Below are 17329 nucleotides of genomic sequence, written 5' to 3'. Positions count from 1 at the left end.
CTGCGAGACCTACAAGTCGAGCAGGGACGAAAGTCGGGCTTAGTGATCCGGTGGTTCCGCATGGAAGGGCCATCGCTCAACGGATAAAAGCTACCCCGGGGATAACAGGCTTATCTCCCCCAAGAGTCCACATCGACGGGGAGGTTTGGCACCTCGATGTCGGCTCATCGCATCCTGGGGCTGTAGTCGGTCCCAAGGGTTGGGCTGTTCGCCCATTAAAGCGGTACGCGAGCTGGGTTCAGAACGTCGTGAGACAGTTCGGTCCCTATCCGTCGCGGGCGCAGGAAATTTGAGAGGAGCTGTCCTTAGTACGAGAGGACCGGGATGGACGCACCGCTGGTGTACCAGTTGTCTTGCCAAAGGCATAGCTGGGTAGCTACGTGCGGACGGGATAAGTGCTGAAAGCATCTAAGCATGAAGCCCCCCTCAAGATGAGATTTCCCATGGCGCAAGCTAGTAAGATCCCTGAAAGATGATCAGGTTGATAGGTCAGAGGTGGAAGCGTGGCGACATGTGGAGCTGACTGATACTAATAGATCGAGGACTTAACCAACGCTTTAAAAAATGAAATACCTTCTTATTATCTAGTTTTGAAGGAATGAAAATTTCTTCTTGCATTTTCTCAAAAAGACGTTATAATAATATATGTCTTGAAAAAATGTAAACAATGTTTGGTGACGATAGCGAAGAGGTCACACCCGTTCCCATTCCGAACACGGCAGTTAAGCTCTTCAGCGCCGATGGTAGTTGGGGGTCTCCCCCTGTGAGAGTAGGACGTCGCCAAGCAGTTATATATGGAGGATTAGCTCAGCTGGGAGAGCATCTGCCTTACAAGCAGAGGGTCGGCGGTTCGATCCCGTCATCCTCCACCATTTTTACACCTGCCGGTGTAGCTCAACTGGTAGAGCAACTGACTTGTAATCAGTAGGTTGGGGGTTCAAGTCCTCTTGCCGGCACCATTTATATTAGTAGGACAAGCACGAGCCATTAGCTCAGTTGGTAGAGCATCTGACTTTTAATCAGAGGGTCGAAGGTTCGAATCCTTCATGGCTCACCATTTTTTTCATGCGGGTGTGGCGGAATTGGCAGACGCACCAGACTTAGGATCTGGCGCCGCAAGGCGTGGGGGTTCAAGTCCCTTCACCCGCATCTTTCATGCGGAAGTAGTTCAGTGGTAGAATACAACCTTGCCAAGGTTGGGGTCGCGGGTTCGAATCCCGTCTTCCGCTCCACTTTTCGTATGTGCCGGGGTGGCGGAACTGGCAGACGCACAGGACTTAAAATCCTGCGGTAGGTGACTACCGTACCGGTTCGATTCCGGTCCTCGGCACCATCTTATATATGCGCCCGTAGCTCAATTGGATAGAGCATCTGACTACGAATCAGAAGGTTGTAGGTTCGACTCCCGCCGGGCGCACCATGTTTTTTGCGGGAAGTAGCTCAGCTTGGTAGAGCACTTGGTTTGGGACCAAGGGGTCGCAGGTTCGAATCCTGTCTTCCCGACCACGTGATTTTTAATGAATGGGGCCTTAGCTCAGCTGGGAGAGCGCCTGCCTTGCACGCAGGAGGTCAGCGGTTCGATCCCGCTAGGCTCCACCATTTTTCAATCAGAAACTTATATTATATTGGCGGTGTAGCTCAGCTGGCTAGAGCGTACGGTTCATACCCGTGAGGTCGGGGGTTCGATCCCCTCCGCCGCTACCAATAAATATAAGGACCTTTAGCTCAGCTGGTTAGAGCAGACGGCTCATAACCGTCCGGTCGTAGGTTCGAGTCCTACAAGGTCCACCATATGTATTTTTTAACAGCCATGGAGGTATACCCAAGTTCGGCTGAAGGGATCGGTCTTGAAAACCGACAGGGGAGTCAAATCCCGCGGGGGTTCGAATCCCTCTACCTCCTCCATTTCTTTAAAAGCAGCAAGTTGTTTTGAAACAACCTTTAATAGAGGAAGCGGAATAAACAATACATACGAAAACTTGATGCTAATCGTTTCATTATTACCGTCGCGGGGTGGAGCAGTCCGGTAGCTCGTCGGGCTCATAACCCGAAGGTCGCAGGTTCAAATCCTGTCCCCGCAATTATTAGGTCCCGTGGTGTAGCGGTTAACATGCCTGCCTGTCACGCAGGAGATCGCGGGTTCGATTCCCGTCGGGACCGCCATTTTTAAAATTTAATACATATGTGGCTCAGTAGCTCAGTCGGTAGAGCAAAGGACTGAAAATCCTTGTGTCGGCGGTTCGATTCCGTCCTGAGCCACCATTATTGCAAAATCCATGCAATATATTACGGCGGTTGTGGCGAAGTGGTTAACGCACCTGATTGTGGTTCAGGCATTCGTGGGTTCGATTCCCATCAGTCGCCCCATTTCGCGGGTGTAGTTTAGTGGTAAAACCTCAGCCTTCCAAGCTGATGATGAGGGTTCGATTCCCTTCACCCGCTCCAAATATGGGCCTATAGCTCAGCTGGTTAGAGCGCACGCCTGATAAGCGTGAGGTCGATGGTTCGAGTCCATTTAGGCCCACCATATTCATATTGTTCCGCAGTAGCTCAGTGGTAGAGCATTCGGCTGTTAACCGAACGGTCGTAGGTTCGAGTCCTACCTGCGGAGCCATGGGGAAGTACTCAAGAGGCTGAAGAGGCGCCCCTGCTAAGGGTGTAGGTCGCGCGAGCGGCGCGAGGGTTCAAATCCCTCCTTCTCCGCCATTTGGCCCGTTGGTCAAGCGGTTAAGACACCGCCCTTTCACGGCGGTAACACGGGTTCGAATCCCGTACGGGTCATAACAAAAAAGGAAGCATACATCAGGTATGCTTCTTTTTTTCATCTATTTTTTTTCATTGATATAACTATCTTTTTGCTTGTAGGGGATGTCCCCAAGGTTGGAATCGATATGTTCGTCTTCCAAGGTATCCTCATATTCCTTTTGCCGCTTGTTCGGCATATCCACTCTATTTTTCCCTTCAATGTCATTTGCGGCAAAGCCTTCGTAGTCTTCAGGGAATCCATTCGTTTCATCTTCGTTATCATACAGGTCATTGTAATTGTCATGGTCGCCTGTGTAATCGGATGGCGTTTCGGATGTGCCGAATTTGGCGACTTCACCAAAGCTATCTTCTTTATCGACTATTTCATTTCCGTGACGGTTTTCAAAATCATCACCCATGGATGGGATCAGGATGTCTTCTTCAACCGGGCGATCATGTGCATTCGCCCGTTCCGGCGTATGTTCGACACAATAGAGCGTGCTCGGGATGGCTTCAAGCCTCTCGAAAGGGATTTCCTTCTGGCAGGTTTTGCAATGACCATACGAGCCTTCTTCGATGGCATTCAAGGCTTCTTCAATTTTCTCCATTTCCGATTGGGCATGTTCATCGAGTGCTTGATTGCGTTCGGCTTCGAATAATTCGGTGCCAAGGTCGGCAGGATGATTATCATATGATGATAATTCCCCTACTGATTCCGTCTGGCTTTCAAGTTCAGTTCCTTCATCATTTTGTATCCTTTTTTCAAGCTCCGTTTTTTCCTGGAGCAGTTCCTTTTTGAATGTTTGTATTTGTTGCTGGGTTGGCATATCGACTACACTCCTTCTAAAGTACATATCTATGAACTATTGGTAAGATGCTTGTATTATCTATTACCCGAAATGGCGCATAGGAAAACAAAATGAAACGGAAGATAGAAAAAAGGACTGAGTCGGATGAACTCAGTCCTTTGGGGTTAAATAAAATAGCTGATGAATAAACCGATGGCCATAAGCAGGCCAAAGAAAGTGTTGGTTTGGGCCGTGGCTTTCATTGCCGGCACCATCGTGATCGGCTGCGTTTTACCGACGAAGCCTTTGACTGCTTTCATGGCTTTTGGAATGCTTAGCAGGGCAAGGAGAATCCATGCCGTTACGTTTCCGGTAACGACCAAGCCAACCAGCCATAAGTAAGAAAAGCCAAACATGATGGCCATGAAGGTGAGGGCGTTTTTCCTGCCCATCACGACGGGCATCGTTTTACGGCCGTGAGCTTTATCTCCATCATGGTCACGGAGGTTATTGGATAAGTTGATCAATCCGACCAATATTCCGCTCGGTATGGCAATTAAAATGGCGGTGGCGGACACATAACCTGCTTGAATGTAAAAGGCGATCAAAATGATCAAAAAGCCCATGAACAACCCTGAAAAAAGTTCCCCGAAAGGTGTATAGGAGATGGGCAGCGGGCCTCCTGTATAAAGATAGCCGACAAGCATGCAAACCAGTCCTACTGCAGCAAGCCACCAAGATGATGCGGCACAAATGTAGATTCCAAGTAACAAGGCGATGGCATACATGCCAAGTGCCAGGGTCATGATGAGTTTTGGGGTCATTCCATGGCGTACGATTCCGCCGCCGATGCCGACCGATTCCTCGGTATCCAAGCCCCTTTTGAAATCATAGTATTCATTGAATAAGTTCGTAGCGGCCTGGATCAGGATACTGGCCATCATCATGGCGGCAAATAGCAGCCAATTGACGCCATCTTCCAAAAGCGCAATGACCGTTCCAAGCAAGACCGGGACAAAAGCTGCTGTTAGTGTATGTGGACGAATTAACTCCCACCAGATCTTCCACGTCCGTTTCATGGGAAGTCCATCGTATTCTGTTTGCATTGTTTCTCTCCTCAAAATCAGTATTGGTACCCTCGAAATTATATCAAATATTGAAAAGTTGCACAAAAGTTACCCTATTAAGTGTAGGGAAATGGGGGAAGGGTGTCAACTGAATGAATAGCGTAATCCGCTTCCAAATTCAAGGATGTCATGCTGCATTCGCCAAGATTCATATAATAAGGAAAAAAGCGGGCAAGTATCGTTGGGAAAAGGGGCGTTTTATTGACATCAGGTTGACGGGAGGTGTATCTTTAAATAGGTTAAAAAGCTTTTAAAATGTACATTTGGGGGGATTTTTTTGGCTATCTCGGAAGAAACTGAACAGTTTCAGGGGCTGGCTTCAGCTATACAAAAGGCGAAGGACTTGAATGATCAAGTTCTATTCAGTCATATTAAGAAAATTCAAGGCACCAACCCCCTTTCATTTTATCAAGCTGGAAGAGAACGGTATGCGGGTGAACGCTTTTTTTGGGAGGATCCTGCAAAGGAAATAACCATCACTGGTTTAGGCAATGTTAAGAAACTCAAAGCGGCAGCGAATGCCGAACGTTATAGAGAAGTCGAAAAGAGCTGGATCAAACTGCAGGAAACTGCTGTCAAAACGGGAGTGACCGATTTAGAAGCGACAGGACCTTTACTGTTTGGGGGCTTTTCTTTTGATTATGAATCTAACAGTACGCTCCTTTGGAACCAATTCGGGGACAACCTGTTTTATATACCTGCCTTCATGCTATCAATAGTGGGGAAACAAGCTTACTTAACGACAAACTTACTTTGTTCGCCTGATGATTCAGAAAAACTCTTCAGAGATATGATAAATGAACGGGAAGCTTTCCTTTTCGAAAGCTTGGATGGAGCTCCATGCGGGCCTAACTCCCTTGTTAGTCAGAGGGAGGTGCAGCCTGAGGAGTGGCAGCGCACGGTCAAGGATGCTGTCGAGGAAATCAAGACGACCGATCTCAATAAGATCGTGTTGGCCAGGGAACTGCGGCTTACCTTCGATCACTCCATCGATTCAGGGAAGGTGCTCGAACGATTGATTGCAGAGCAGCCATTAAGCTATATTTTCAGTTTGGAAGCGGGCGGCGACTGCTTTGTCGGGGCTACTCCCGAACGCTTGATCAAGAAGCAGGGACATGATGTCTTTTCAACCTGTCTTGCCGGTTCGATGGGACGAGGGAAAGATGAGCAAGAAGATGTTAGCCTGGGCAATGAATTGCTTCATGACCAAAAGAATTTACAAGAGCACCAATATGTCGTATCGATGATATCCAATGCTTTTGATGCTGTATGTGAAAAGGTCATGGTTCCGGACGGACCGGAGCTCATGAAAAATCGTCATATCCAGCATTTGTATACGCCGGTTCGCGGTGTCGCAAAGGAAGGCGTCACGATATTGCAATTTGTTGAGAACCTCCATCCGACACCTGCCATGGGCGGGCTTCCTAAAGAAAAGGCCGTTATGAGAATTCGGGAAATGGAAGGGCTTGAACGCGGCTTTTATGCGGGGCCGCTGGGCTGGATGGATACGTATGGAAACGGGGAATTCGCTGTAGGGATACGCTCGGCCCTGATACAGGACAATGAGGCTTCGCTTTTTGCGGGCTGCGGCGTAGTGGAGGATTCGACTCCCATGGCAGAGTTCAGGGAAACGGGGATTAAATTCAATCCGATGTTAAGTGCTTTAGGAGGAAATCTTAATGAATGACCGAGATGCATTGACAGCTTATGCTGCTTCATTTGTCGATGAGCTGGCAGAAAACGGGGTGAAGCATGTGGTGGTGAGCCCAGGTTCACGATCCACACCGCTCGCTTTATTGCTGGTGGAACATCCTGATATTGAAATCCATATTAATGTGGATGAGCGTTCGGCCGCTTTTTTTGCCCTTGGGATGGCCAAGGTCTTAAAAGAACCTGTCGGACTTCTTTGTACGTCCGGTACGGCGGCAGCGAATTTTTACCCGGCCGTGATCGAGGCTTTCTATTCAAGGGTGCCGCTTATTGTACTTACTGCAGATCGACCGCATGAGCTCCGTGATGTAGGTGCCCCGCAGGCCATCGATCAGATACATTTATACGGGAGGCAAGTGAAATGGTTTGTCGAAATGGCCCTTCCGGAAAACACCGGTGAGATGATGCGGTATGCAAGAACGGTCGGTGCAAGGGCAGTGGCTACCGCAGCAGCGGAACCAGCAGGGCCTGTGCACTTGAATTTCCCGCTTCGCGAACCTTTGATACCGAATCTTGAGCAAGCGAAGGAATTCAGGCAAAACAAACTGACTCCTTCCGTATTGATCGAGAGCGGAGTTCGCTCACTCTCTGCATCACAAATGGACTCGGTTGCAGCCACTTTGTCACAAGCGAAGCAAGGGCTGATCGTATGCGGGGAATTACCGGACCCAGCGATGAAGGAGGCCGTTGCCGCATTAGCGGAAACGCTTGCTTTTCCGCTATTGGCCGATCCCCTTTCCCAGCTGAGGAGCGGAAGCCACGACAAAGGCGTCATAATTGATGCGTACGATACCTTTTTACGCGATGAAGCGGCAAAATCAGTCTTCAGACCGGACGTGATTGTGCGATTCGGTGCCATGCCTGTTTCAAAACCATTACTGCTATTCATGAAAAAGCAAAAACAGGCCGTCACGCTCGTGGTTGACGGTGGAGCAGGATGGCGGGAACCGGCAGGCTTGGCAACGAACATGATTTACTGTGAAGAGAAAGATTTCTGTCAACGAGTCGGGCAAAGAATCACCGGTACCGCTGGAGATGAATGGCTGCGCTTATGGCAGACCGTCAACGGAGCGACGAAGAATGCATTGGCTACCGTCCTCGATGAAGCGGAATTAAGTGAAGGCAAGCTGTTCGCCCTGCTTGCCGATATGCTGCCGCAAAAATCCACGCTGTTTGTCGGAAATAGTATGCCGATAAGAGACTTGGATACTTTCTTCATGAATAATGAAAAAGGAATCAGGACTTTGGCGAATCGTGGCGCAAATGGCATTGATGGTGTCGTGTCCACTGCGCTGGGGGTAAGTACGGTGGCAGATAAGACCGTGCTGGCAATCGGCGATTTAAGTTTTTTCCATGATATGAATGGCTTGCTTGCAGCCAAGCTGCAAAAGCAGGACATCACGATATTATTGATCAATAATGATGGGGGCGGCATTTTCTCTTTCCTGCCACAGGCGAATGATAGGGAACATTTCGAAACGCTTTTCGGAACGCCCCATGGCCTTGATTTTTCCCATACCGCCATGCTTTACGGCGGTAAATACGACAAAGTGCAAACGTGGGACGAACTGAAGAGGGTATTTACGGAGTCTTTTGAGATTCAAGGTCTGAAGATCATCGAGGTGCCGACCGAAAGGGAGTCCAATTTGCAAAAACATCGAAATTTGTGGAGTTATGTTTCCCAGGAAATAAAATTGGTGTTAGACAGGGAAATATCATGAATATTGTCAGCGGGAAAGTCACTTATGCTGTTGAAATAACGGGAAATGGGGAACCGCTCGTACTATTGCATGGATTTACGGGAAATCGGGATACGTGGAATTTCCTCATTCCCATGCTGAGTGAGGATCATACGCTGATCATGATCGACATTATCGGTCATGGTATGTCTGCGTCACCCGCTGAGCCGGAACGGTATGAAATGGATCGTGTCGCTGAAGATATCAAGCATATCCTGGATGAGCTGCATTTCCCGAAAGCACATATTCTTGGATACTCGATGGGGGGCAGGCTTGCGCTTGCATTTGCCTGTTTGTATCCTGTATATGTGGAAACATTGATATTGGAAAGCGCGTCTCCCGGCCTTGTAACTGCCAAGGAGCGAGGGACGCGCAGGCAAAACGATCGGAAGCTAGCCGAAGGGATTCTTGAATCTGGCCTGGAGGCATTCGTGGACCATTGGGAGAACATCCCGCTTTTTGAAAGCCAAAAACGGTTATCGGCCACAACGAGAGCTGCCATCCGGAAGCAGCGGCTGGCAAATGACCCTGTCGGCCTTTCCAATAGTCTCCTCGGCATGGGAACAGGCAGCCAGGCTTCCTATTGGGAGGATTTGCAAGCGCTTGATTTTCCTGTCCTGTTGCTGACCGGGGAACTCGATCCCAAGTTTTGTGACATTGCAAAATCGATGGAAAAGAAGCTGGATCGGGCCGAATGGAAAATAATAAATGGTAGTGGACATGCGATTCATGTGGAAGATGGAGAAAAGTTTGGTAAAATAATAAGTGAGTTTTTAAAGCGAAATTAAAGGAGGAATTTAAATGACGATTCAATGGGAAACAATACGTGAGTATGATGAAATTTTATACGAAAAATATAACGGGATTGCGAAAGTGTCGATCAACCGACCGCATGTACATAATGCATTCACGCCAAAAACGACTGCAGAAATGATCGATGCATTCGCAAGGGCACGTGATGATTCAAGCATCGGTGTCATCATCTTAACGGGTGTAGGCGGCAAAGCCTTCTGTTCAGGCGGGGACCAAAAAGTGCGCGGAAATGGCGGATATGTTGGGGAAGATAACATTCCACGTCTAAACGTGCTTGATTTGCAGCGCTTGATCCGCGTGATTCCAAAACCGGTCGTGGCGATGGTGGCAGGTTATGCAATCGGCGGCGGCAATGTCTTGAATGTGGTTTGTGACTTAACGATTGCCGCTGACAATGCGATCTTCGGGCAAACAGGACCGAATGTGGGCAGCTTCGATGCTGGTTATGGCTCTGGCTACCTGGCGCGTATCGTGGGGCACAAAAAGGCCCGTGAAATCTGGTACCTATGCCGTCAATACAATGCACAGGAAGCATTGGATATGGGATTGGTCAATACGGTCGTACCATTGGACCAATTAGAAGCGGAAACAGTGAAATGGTGTGAAGAAATGCTCGAGAAGAGCCCGACTGCGCTTCGCTTCCTGAAAGCGGCAATGAATGCGGATACGGATGGTCTTGCAGGTCTTCAGCAATTGGCTGGAGATGCTACATTACTATACTATACAACGGAAGAAGCAAAAGAAGGCCGCGATGCGTTCAAGGAAAAACGCAGTCCGGACTTTGGACAATTCCCGCGTTTCCCTTAATGGAAAGGCATAAATCGATAAGACGGACAGCTTGGCGAATCGCCGGGCTGTTTTCTATATTTAAATAGAGGAGGGGAACCGATCATGGCAGAAGAAAAGTTGCCAAACTGGCTCAAGAACCGGGCTCATCTTTCACCAGATCGCCCGGCCATCGAGTTTGAAGGTCAGACGTATAGCTTTCTGGAGCTGCATACATTAACGGAGAAAATGGCACGCAGGCTGGCGAGCGCCGGTCTCATGGCTGGCGATTCATGCGCAGTGCTGCTCCGTAATCATATTGACGGCGTCGTCGCCATCCACGCCCTATTTTATCTCGGTGTGAAGATCGTGATGCTGAATAATAAATTAACGGCAAAGGAATTGTCGTGGCAGATCGAGGACAGCGGTGCTTCCTATTTGCTCTCTGAAGGCTCCTTCGTAAGCAAGCTTGATGATATGGCGGGGAATCTTCCTGAATTGCCCCTTCTTTTAATCGAACAATTGCCAAATGGAGGAACGGCAGAGATCCTTCAGGAGTTTTATCTGGAGGATACCGCTACGATCATGTACACATCGGGCACGACAGGAAATCCAAAGGGCGTGATCCAATCATTCGGCAATCATTGGTGGAGTGCCGTCGGATCGGTGTTGAACCTTGGATTGCACGAAGGGGATACCTGGTATTGTGCGGTTCCTATCTTTCATATCAGCGGTCTATCCATCCTGATGAAAAGCGTGATTTATGGGATGAAGGTTGTCTTGGCCGAGCGGTTCGATGAACGGGAAGCGAACAGGGCAATCCAGGAAAATGGCGTGACGATCATTTCGGTCGTGACGACGATGCTTAATAGGATGGTGCATGACTTGAAAGGAGCAAGCTATCCCGACGATTTTCGCTGTATGCTGTTAGGCGGAGGACCTGCGCCCATTCATTTACTGGAAGCCTGCAAGGAAAAAAAAATCCCCGTCTATCAATCATATGGGATGACGGAAACATCTTCTCAGATCGTGACGCTGGCTCCGGAGTACAGCATGACGAAAATCGGTTCGGCAGGAAAACCATTATTTCCTTCGCAGCTACGGATCGAGCAGGATGGCAAGGCGTCCGGACCGGGTGAGGCGGGGGAAATCGTTGTTTCGGGTCCGAATGTGACAAAGGGCTATTTCAATCGGCTGGATGCCACACAGCAGGCGATTAGTGACGGCTGGCTTTATACGGGAGATCTTGGTTATTTGGATGAGGATGGCTTTTTATATGTTCTTGACCGGCGATCGGATTTAATCATCTCCGGCGGTGAAAATGTCTATCCGGCCGAAATTGAAAATGTCCTCGGTAAGCACCCTGATGTTTTCGAAGCGGGAGTGACGGGGACCGAAGATGAAAAATGGGGACAGGTTCCGCTCGCTTTTGTCGTCTTGCATCAAGGGGCGGAGCTAAGTGAGAGCGACCTGCTTGATTATTGCAGGCAATCCCTGGCTTCCTATAAAATCCCCCGGAGCGTGATTTTTTGCAAGAGTCTTCCGCGAAATGGGGCCAGCAAGCTGTTGAGAAGGGAACTGAAGAAGGGAATGGAGGAGTGGCAATGAAGGTATCGTCCATTACGCTAAAGGTCATCAAGGCCCCTTTAAAGCAGCCATTCAAGACGCATCTCGAAACGGTGAACGACAGGGAAGTCATCATTGTCGAAGCCCAAGATAAAGATGGGCGGATTGGATACGGGGAAGCGGTGCCCTTTTCGAGTCCTTGGTACACTGAGGAAACGATCAAAACATGCTTTCATATGCTGGAGGATTTCTTGATTCCGTTGACATTGGCAAGTAAGCCCCGGCATCCCGGGGAGCTGCAGAGCTTATGGAGCGGGATCAGACGGAATGCGATGGCAAAGTCGGCATTGGAACAGGCCATCGTCGATCTATATGCGAAGCAGGAGGAAATCTATCTCGGACGGTTGTTTGGCGGTGAACGAAGCGAGGTCGCCGCAGGCGTGGTCATTGCTTCCCATGATGTGGAAGAGGCGATGCGCCAGATCGAAGGCTTTTCCCAATCGGGTTATCAAAGATATAAGATAAAAATCGATCCTCGTCACGATATCGAGTTTTTATCGCAAATTCGCGGTGCTTATCCCGATATCCCGTTGATGGCGGATGCCAATTCAGCATATACCCTTGATGATATCCCCCATCTGCAACAGCTGGATGACTATAAGCTGATGATGATTGAGCAACCACTGGGACATGACGACATCGTTGAACATTCCCGATTGCAAAAACAGCTGCAGACTCCGATTTGCCTGGATGAAAGCATCAATTCCTATCATGATGCCAATAGTGCCCTCTCACTTGGGAGCTGCGGGGTGATCAACATCAAGATGGCAAAAGTGGGCGGATGGACGGAAGCTGTCAAGATTCATGATCTTTGTGCGGAAAATGGCGTACCGGTATGGTGTGGCGGAATGATTGAATTTGGCATATCGCGTGCCCATAATATTGCGCTTGCCACATTGAAGGGGTTCACGATTCCTGGGGACATTTCCTCCTCTTCGCGCTATTGGGAAGAAGATATCATCGAGCCTGAAGTCGTCGTCGAGGGTGGAATGATCCAGGTCCCTGAAAGGGCCGGAATCGGTTTTTCGATCAATGAAAAGCGGCTCAGGGATTTGACCACGTACAGTGAAATATACAGGTGAAAACAGCAGAAGGGGGGCAAGGCTTGCCTCTTTTGCATGCAGGGAATACCCAATTCTATATTCGCTTATTTCAAATATATTCATTTGGACCGAGTTCCTTTTTTTAGGAAAATGGGGCTTTGTCTATTTTTTTATTAGTGGATTATTTTGTATAATGAAATAAAATATAGAAAATAAGGGAGGAAGGGGAAAATGAAAAAACCGTACTTGATTGCGGAAATTCTTTTAAGAAGGGGCATGCCCGACTGCGTCATTCAAGAAGTGACGGCGCTGGCGGAATGCGAACTGTTTCTGTTGAAGAGAAAGTGGGGACTTTATGATCGGAAGACAGGAGCGTGAATGGATCGATGGAAGGGAACCGCTTACCTTTTGTCCGGTCCCCGATGCAGGTCAAGGTTTTTTGAGCCGATACCGATTGACCGGGCGGCCGATGCTGCCATACTGAACATCAAGCAAAAGCGTATCTTCGCCATGTAAGTATTCCAGATAACGCCGGGCTGTCACCCTGGCAATGCCAATCCCGTCAGCGACCTCTTCCGCCGATAAAGACCCAGGTGTGTTTTTTATGAACCTCGTCACTTGCTCAAGTGTTGCACCATTCAATCCTTTGGGTACTTCGGATTTCGGAACCGCCTCAGAAGGTATTTCATTTTGAAAGAGAATTCGATCGAGCTCAGTTTGGGAGATGTGATGGTCCGGTTCAACCTCCATCCGAAAAGCAAAATATTGTTCCAGCGTATGTTTTAGCCTTTCGAACTTAAATGGCTTGATTAAATAATCGAAAGCCCCGTTTTGTATCATTTTTCGAATGGTTTTCTGGTCATTGGCCGCCGAAATGATGATGACATCCACATCGATTCGTTCTTTCCTAATCTGGTAAAGTGTATCGATTCCGTTTAAAGAAGGCATGAAGATATCCAAAATGACAAGATCGGGTGCGGATTTCCTGATTTTATCCAGCCCTTCAAGCCCATTCGAAGCCGTATCAACGATTGTAAAGGCAGGCAGGCGCTCAATGAACTGTTTATTGACCTCTTGGACCATTGGGTCGTCTTCAATTAAAAGTACACGAATATTATTAGTCATGTTGATTCTCCTCTATATCGTGCATCGGAAAAGAAAGAAAAAAGCTGGTTCCTTCATCGGGACGCGTCGTGAATTTCAGTTCGCCCTTCGCTTTTTTTACGATTTGATCTATTAGATAAAGACCAATTCCAGATCCGTCCGCACCTTTTGTCGTAAAGCCATAATCGAATATCTCTCCATGTATGCCCTCGTCGATGCCTGGCCCGTTATCCTCCAGTACGATTTGGCAATGATGTTCATCCTGGTAGATCGATAGATACACCTGCTTTGTTTCTTCTGCGCAGTATTTTAGAGCGGCAAAGGAATTTTCAATCAGGTTCCCGATAATCAAAACAAAATCGTGATGATCCATATCGGCAGGGAAACGGTCCAATTTCGTGTGCTTATCCATGATGAGTTCGATTCCCAGTTCACGTCCCAAAGAAATCTTGCTTAAGAGGAGCCCCACTAAATTATCATCGTGAATGTGCTTCGTTAAAAATCTGGTCAATTCCTCTTGCTCTTCGGTGATTTGAAAAATATATTGCAATGCATCATCCAGATTCCCAAGCTGGATCAATCCTGCTATCGTATGGAGTTTGTTCATATGTTCATGGTTTTGAACACGCAGGGCTTCAACGAATGCCTTGACGCTGGTCAACTCTTCAGCAAGCTTCGTCACATCGGTCCGATCCTGGAAAATCGCGACGGCCCCGATGGTCTTATCGGCAATCTTGATGGGCACCCGGTTGCTGACGATATTCCTGTTCTGAACGGATATTTCCTGATTGAAGATCGGGGAAGTCCGATCGAGCACTTCCGGAAGCCGGGTGTCGTGGATGATGTCATTGATATTCCGGCCGATGACATCCCCGCTGATATCGAGCATCTGCTTCGCCTTTTCATTGAAGATCGTGATGGTCTGATTGTTATCAATGGCGATCACCCCTTCATGCATGGCATTGAAGGCAGCTGTCCTTTCGACTAACATCCGTGATATTTCATGCGGTTCAAGTTGAAAGGTTTCTTTTTTGATTCTCCTTGCCATGAGCCAGGAGCCGCAAACACCGAACAAGAGTGTAAGAAAGAGGATGATTGCGATTTCACCTTTCAAATCCTTGATTAGCTCCGGGATCGTCGGCAAAATGTTCCCGACAAGAACGACACCGATCTGCTCGTTATCGTCATCCAGTATTGGAACGAAGGCACGTATGGAAATGCCAAGCTCCCCAGCTGCCTTTGAAAGATATTCATGTTCAGCGAATGCTGCGCTTTCATCAGTGCTGTTGGACGTGGTGCCCAATTGGCTGAACACAGGATGGGAATAGCGTATATGCTGATTATTCAGGACAACGATATAATCTGCTTGATGGATTTTCCTCAGGTTTTCAATGATCGGGTTCAGCTGAAGCCAGCCTTCAGGTTTCCGGACCCATTTTTGGACGTCCGGGAGCTCTGCGATCGTATGGGCAGTGATCATCGAGCGTTTGCCGATTTCATCTTCCCTGACGGAAACGATATTGCCAAATATAAAAATCCCGCCTATAAGTATCGAAAAAGCGACGATTACGAATGACAGCAGGGTGATTTTTAGTTGAATGGGCATATGAAAGGATTTTTCCATGATTGTTCCTCCAGTACTTCTACACTTAATAGTACCAGAATTTTTGCCTCTTTTCGCTATTTTTCGCGCATTGTATTACGACAGGGAAAAGGCTGTGATAGAATAGATATCATGTGAAGTGAGCGGTAAGGAGCTGTCGAAATGCGAGAATTATGGGGGTATTTCCTGTTAATTGGCATGGGACTTGTGATAGCGGTGTATATCTCGTTTCAATCGTTCTTCGCAAGCTTCGGCTTCAATCTGCCGAGCGATGAAGAGCAGGAGGGGATGGAGGACCAAATCGTCATTAAATTCAGCCATGTCGTTGCCGAGAATACGCCTAAAGGGCTGGCTGCGAACCGGTTTGCCAACCTTGTTGATGAATATACCGACCATCGTGTCAAAATAGAGGTCTATCCGAATCAATCTTTATATAGCGATCATGAAGAAATCGATGCATTACAAAAAAACAAGGTGCAGATGATAGCACCTACTACTTCCAAAGTTACGAACCTATCAAAAAAATGGCTGCTTTTGGATCTTCCCTACGTCTTTCCAACGGACGCTGCCCTGCAGGAAGCCTTGAATGGGGAAGTGGGGGAAGAGCTGCTTACGTCGATGAATGTGATTGATATCGAAGGACTTGCTTTCTGGTCGAATAATTACAAGCAAATGACAAGCAATGAACCGATCCGGCGTCCCCAGGACCTGTCAGGAAAGAATTTCAGGATCATGCCAAGTGCCGTCCTCGAAAGCCAATTCGAGCACTTTGGGGCATCGACATCGGAGCTTGAATTCAATGATACGTTCAAGAGCCTTGAAATCAACAAAACGGACAGCCAGGAAAATACGATCTCGAATATCTATTCCAAGAAATTATATGAGGTGCAAAAATACTTAACCATCAGTGATCATGGATATTTAGGCTATGTCGTATTGGTAAACAAGCCGTTTTGGGATCAGCTACCACCGGATATCCGTAAGCAGATTCAACGGGCAATGGAGGATACAACGAAATGGCTGTGGGTCAAATCAAATGAATTGAATCAGGAACAGCTCAGGGAAATCAAGCAAAAATCGAATATCGACATCTATGAATTATCTGACCAAGAAAAGAAAGAATGGATGAACGAGCTGACCGTCATCTATCCGGAATTCGAATCGATGATCGGACCGGAATTGATGAGGAAGATGGAGGTTATCCGTGAGAAGTATGTAGAAGAATAACCGTAAAAAAGAAGCGGCCCAATCGGGTTCCGCTTCTTTTGCTTATTGCAATGCCGTTTGCAATGTTTTTATGTTTTTTTCCATTAAGCTGAAGTAATCTTCACCCGCTTTAATATCATTATCCGTCAGAACGGAAAGGTTATGGAGCGTCAGCGATTTCGCTCCCATTTCCTTTTGGATGATCTCGGTAAGCTTGGAACTGATATTTTGCTCAAAGATGACATAGTTCAAATCCTCCTCATCCGCCATGGTCACGATTTTTGCAAGTTCCTTTTGGGAAGGCTCATTGGATGACGTTAACCCTGTGACGCCAATCTGTTCAAGGCCGTAGCGTTCCTCCCAATACCCGTAAGCGGAATGGGAAACGATGATCTTTTTGGTCCGGCCAGCCTCGATTGTCGTTGCCAATTTTTCATCAAGTGCGTTCAGCTTTTTAGCAAGCTCGTTGAAATGGCTGTTGAAATATTCCTTTTTCTCAGGCATTTGCTTCGTCAACTCATCCCTGATGCTTTTTGCCATTTCAATGGAATAAATCGGATCCAACCACAAATGGGGATTGACCCCGCCGTGATCATGACCGTCTTCTTCATGTGCGTGCTCATGCTCATCTTCGTGTGCATGCTCAGCTGCATCCAAGTGGACCGTTTCACCTACAGCGACCGTAGTGACTCCCTCTTTGCTTAAAATCGGCTCGGCCTTCGTTACGAAACCTTCAAGCTTATAGCCAATATAGAAAAATAGGTCCGATTCCGCCATTTTTACGATATCCTTTTGTGAAGGATCAAACGAATGTTCATCCGTTCCGGGAGGATAAACGGTATCGACGTTAACGTATTCCCCGCCAATCGCCTCCGTGAAGTATTGCAGAGGATAAACCGTCGTATATATATCCAAAGTATCCTTTTTTGAATCAGCGGTATTTTTTTCCTTCGAGTTTCCGCAGGCTGATAACAGTAGCACGATAACCAGGAAAAGCGAAAGCCATGCTCGGTTCTTCATATGAATTGCTCCTTTTTAATTCGGATTGATTACGATTTGA

General features: G+C 47.7%; 13 protein-coding genes, 21 tRNA genes and 2 rRNA genes (1 of these 36 running past the window's edge). 31 read left to right on the top strand and 5 right to left on the bottom strand.

Annotated features, from left to right (window positions below):
• From MHI53_RS22250 to MHI53_RS22140, 23 genes are all read left to right on the top strand, one after another.
• A 23S ribosomal RNA gene (locus MHI53_RS22250) occupies positions 1-553 on the top strand (it extends 2380 nt beyond the left edge of the window).
• A gap of 117 nt (positions 554-670) precedes the next feature.
• A 5S ribosomal RNA gene (gene rrf / locus MHI53_RS22245) occupies positions 671-786 on the top strand.
• Positions 787-796: 10 nt separating this feature from the next.
• A tRNA-Val gene (locus tag MHI53_RS22240) sits at positions 797-872 on the top strand.
• 11 nt (positions 873-883) lie between these two features.
• Positions 884-959 (top strand) — tRNA-Thr (locus tag MHI53_RS22235).
• Positions 960-981: 22 nt separating this feature from the next.
• Positions 982-1057: transfer RNA gene (locus MHI53_RS22230), tRNA-Lys, on the top strand.
• 10 nt (positions 1058-1067) lie between these two features.
• Positions 1068-1149, top strand: a tRNA-Leu gene (locus tag MHI53_RS22225).
• 8 nt (positions 1150-1157) lie between these two features.
• Positions 1158-1232, top strand: a tRNA-Gly gene (locus MHI53_RS22220).
• A 12-nt stretch (positions 1233-1244) separates the two neighbouring features.
• Positions 1245-1333: transfer RNA gene (locus tag MHI53_RS22215), tRNA-Leu, on the top strand.
• Positions 1334-1343: 10 nt separating this feature from the next.
• Positions 1344-1420 (top strand) — tRNA-Arg (locus MHI53_RS22210).
• A 9-nt stretch (positions 1421-1429) separates the two neighbouring features.
• Positions 1430-1506 (top strand) — tRNA-Pro (locus MHI53_RS22205).
• A gap of 17 nt (positions 1507-1523) precedes the next feature.
• Positions 1524-1599 (top strand) — tRNA-Ala (locus tag MHI53_RS22200).
• A 28-nt stretch (positions 1600-1627) separates the two neighbouring features.
• Positions 1628-1704, top strand: a tRNA-Met gene (locus MHI53_RS22195).
• 10 nt (positions 1705-1714) lie between these two features.
• Positions 1715-1791 (top strand) — tRNA-Ile (locus tag MHI53_RS22190).
• A gap of 21 nt (positions 1792-1812) precedes the next feature.
• Positions 1813-1905 (top strand) — tRNA-Ser (locus MHI53_RS22185).
• A gap of 102 nt (positions 1906-2007) precedes the next feature.
• Positions 2008-2081, top strand: a tRNA-Met gene (locus tag MHI53_RS22180).
• Between the two features lie 6 nt (positions 2082-2087).
• Positions 2088-2163 (top strand) — tRNA-Asp (locus tag MHI53_RS22175).
• Positions 2164-2186: 23 nt separating this feature from the next.
• Positions 2187-2262: transfer RNA gene (locus MHI53_RS22170), tRNA-Phe, on the top strand.
• Positions 2263-2291: 29 nt separating this feature from the next.
• Positions 2292-2367: transfer RNA gene (locus tag MHI53_RS22165), tRNA-His, on the top strand.
• Positions 2368-2371: 4 nt separating this feature from the next.
• A tRNA-Gly gene (locus MHI53_RS22160) sits at positions 2372-2445 on the top strand.
• Positions 2446-2450: 5 nt separating this feature from the next.
• Positions 2451-2527: transfer RNA gene (locus MHI53_RS22155), tRNA-Ile, on the top strand.
• Positions 2528-2539: 12 nt separating this feature from the next.
• Positions 2540-2614, top strand: a tRNA-Asn gene (locus tag MHI53_RS22150).
• A 1-nt stretch (position 2615) separates the two neighbouring features.
• Positions 2616-2706 (top strand) — tRNA-Ser (locus MHI53_RS22145).
• Positions 2707-2709: 3 nt separating this feature from the next.
• Positions 2710-2781 (top strand) — tRNA-Glu (locus MHI53_RS22140).
• Between the two features lie 44 nt (positions 2782-2825).
• Here MHI53_RS22140 and MHI53_RS22135 read toward each other — a convergent pair.
• Entirely contained in the window at positions 2826-3572 is a 747-nt protein-coding gene (locus MHI53_RS22135) for a TraR/DksA C4-type zinc finger protein (RefSeq protein ID WP_061142096.1), read from the bottom strand.
• A gap of 146 nt (positions 3573-3718) precedes the next feature.
• Positions 3719-4639 carry a 1,4-dihydroxy-2-naphthoate polyprenyltransferase gene (locus MHI53_RS22130; RefSeq protein ID WP_061142095.1) on the bottom strand — a complete coding sequence of 307 codons (921 nt, stop codon included), beginning with the start codon at positions 4637-4639 and terminating at the stop codon, positions 3719-3721.
• A gap of 298 nt (positions 4640-4937) precedes the next feature.
• Here MHI53_RS22130 and MHI53_RS22125 point away from each other — a divergent pair, with 298 nt between their 5' ends.
• The 7 genes from MHI53_RS22125 to MHI53_RS22095 all read left to right on the top strand — a co-directional run bounded on the left by MHI53_RS22125 (position 4938) and on the right by MHI53_RS22095 (position 12734).
• Positions 4938-6347 (top strand): isochorismate synthase, encoded by a 1410-nt coding sequence (locus MHI53_RS22125; protein ID WP_340372314.1) that lies wholly within the window; start codon positions 4938-4940, stop codon positions 6345-6347.
• Complete coding sequence (gene menD, locus MHI53_RS22120) at positions 6340-8091, top strand: 2-succinyl-5-enolpyruvyl-6-hydroxy-3-cyclohexene-1-carboxylic-acid synthase (RefSeq protein ID WP_340372313.1); 1752 nt, start codon at positions 6340-6342, stop codon at positions 8089-8091. The genes MHI53_RS22125 and menD overlap by 8 nt, the downstream gene beginning before the upstream one ends.
• The gene (gene menH, locus MHI53_RS22115; RefSeq protein ID WP_340372312.1) at positions 8088-8897 is read left to right on the top strand and encodes a 2-succinyl-6-hydroxy-2,4-cyclohexadiene-1-carboxylate synthase; all 810 of its coding nucleotides are present in this window, start codon (positions 8088-8090) and stop codon (positions 8895-8897) included. Before menD ends, menH begins: the two co-directional genes overlap by 4 nt.
• Before the next feature lie 13 nt (positions 8898-8910).
• Positions 8911-9729, top strand: a complete 819-nt coding sequence (menB, locus tag MHI53_RS22110) for a 1,4-dihydroxy-2-naphthoyl-CoA synthase (protein ID WP_061142091.1) — start codon at positions 8911-8913, stop codon at positions 9727-9729.
• Between the two features lie 84 nt (positions 9730-9813).
• Positions 9814-11295, top strand: a complete 1482-nt coding sequence (locus tag MHI53_RS22105) for an o-succinylbenzoate--CoA ligase (RefSeq protein ID WP_340372311.1) — start codon at positions 9814-9816, stop codon at positions 11293-11295.
• Positions 11292-12395, top strand: coding sequence for an o-succinylbenzoate synthase (gene menC, locus MHI53_RS22100; RefSeq protein ID WP_340372310.1), 1104 nt, complete (start codon positions 11292-11294; stop codon positions 12393-12395). Before MHI53_RS22105 ends, menC begins: the two co-directional genes overlap by 4 nt.
• Positions 12396-12587: 192 nt before the next feature.
• Positions 12588-12734 (top strand): hypothetical protein, encoded by a 147-nt coding sequence (locus MHI53_RS22095; protein WP_155645452.1) that lies wholly within the window; start codon positions 12588-12590, stop codon positions 12732-12734.
• 51 nt (positions 12735-12785) lie between these two features.
• On the opposite strand, the gene MHI53_RS22090 is transcribed toward MHI53_RS22095, so the two are convergent.
• The gene (locus MHI53_RS22090) at positions 12786-13481 is read right to left on the bottom strand and encodes a response regulator (RefSeq protein ID WP_061142088.1); all 696 of its coding nucleotides are present in this window, start codon (positions 13479-13481) and stop codon (positions 12786-12788) included.
• Positions 13474-15084, bottom strand: coding sequence for a sensor histidine kinase (locus tag MHI53_RS22085; RefSeq protein ID WP_340372309.1), 1611 nt, complete (start codon positions 15082-15084; stop codon positions 13474-13476). The genes MHI53_RS22090 and MHI53_RS22085 overlap by 8 nt, the downstream gene beginning before the upstream one ends.
• 141 nt (positions 15085-15225) lie before the next feature.
• On the opposite strand from MHI53_RS22085, the gene MHI53_RS22080 reads away from it, so the two are divergent.
• Positions 15226-16290, top strand: coding sequence for a DctP family TRAP transporter solute-binding subunit (locus MHI53_RS22080; protein ID WP_061142086.1), 1065 nt, complete (start codon positions 15226-15228; stop codon positions 16288-16290).
• Positions 16291-16332: 42 nt separating this feature from the next.
• Here MHI53_RS22080 and MHI53_RS22075 read toward each other — a convergent pair whose 3' ends face one another.
• The gene (locus MHI53_RS22075; RefSeq protein ID WP_340372308.1) at positions 16333-17289 is read right to left on the bottom strand and encodes a zinc ABC transporter substrate-binding protein; all 957 of its coding nucleotides are present in this window, start codon (positions 17287-17289) and stop codon (positions 16333-16335) included.
• Positions 17290-17329: the final 40 nt, after the last annotated feature.

Source organism: Peribacillus sp. FSL E2-0218, from assembly GCF_037992945.1.
In the GTDB taxonomy this organism is placed as follows: Bacteria; Bacillota; Bacilli; order Bacillales; family DSM-1321; genus Peribacillus; species Peribacillus simplex_B.
Note: the sequence above shows the minus strand (reverse complement) of the source record. Positions and strands in the feature narration are given on the sequence as shown.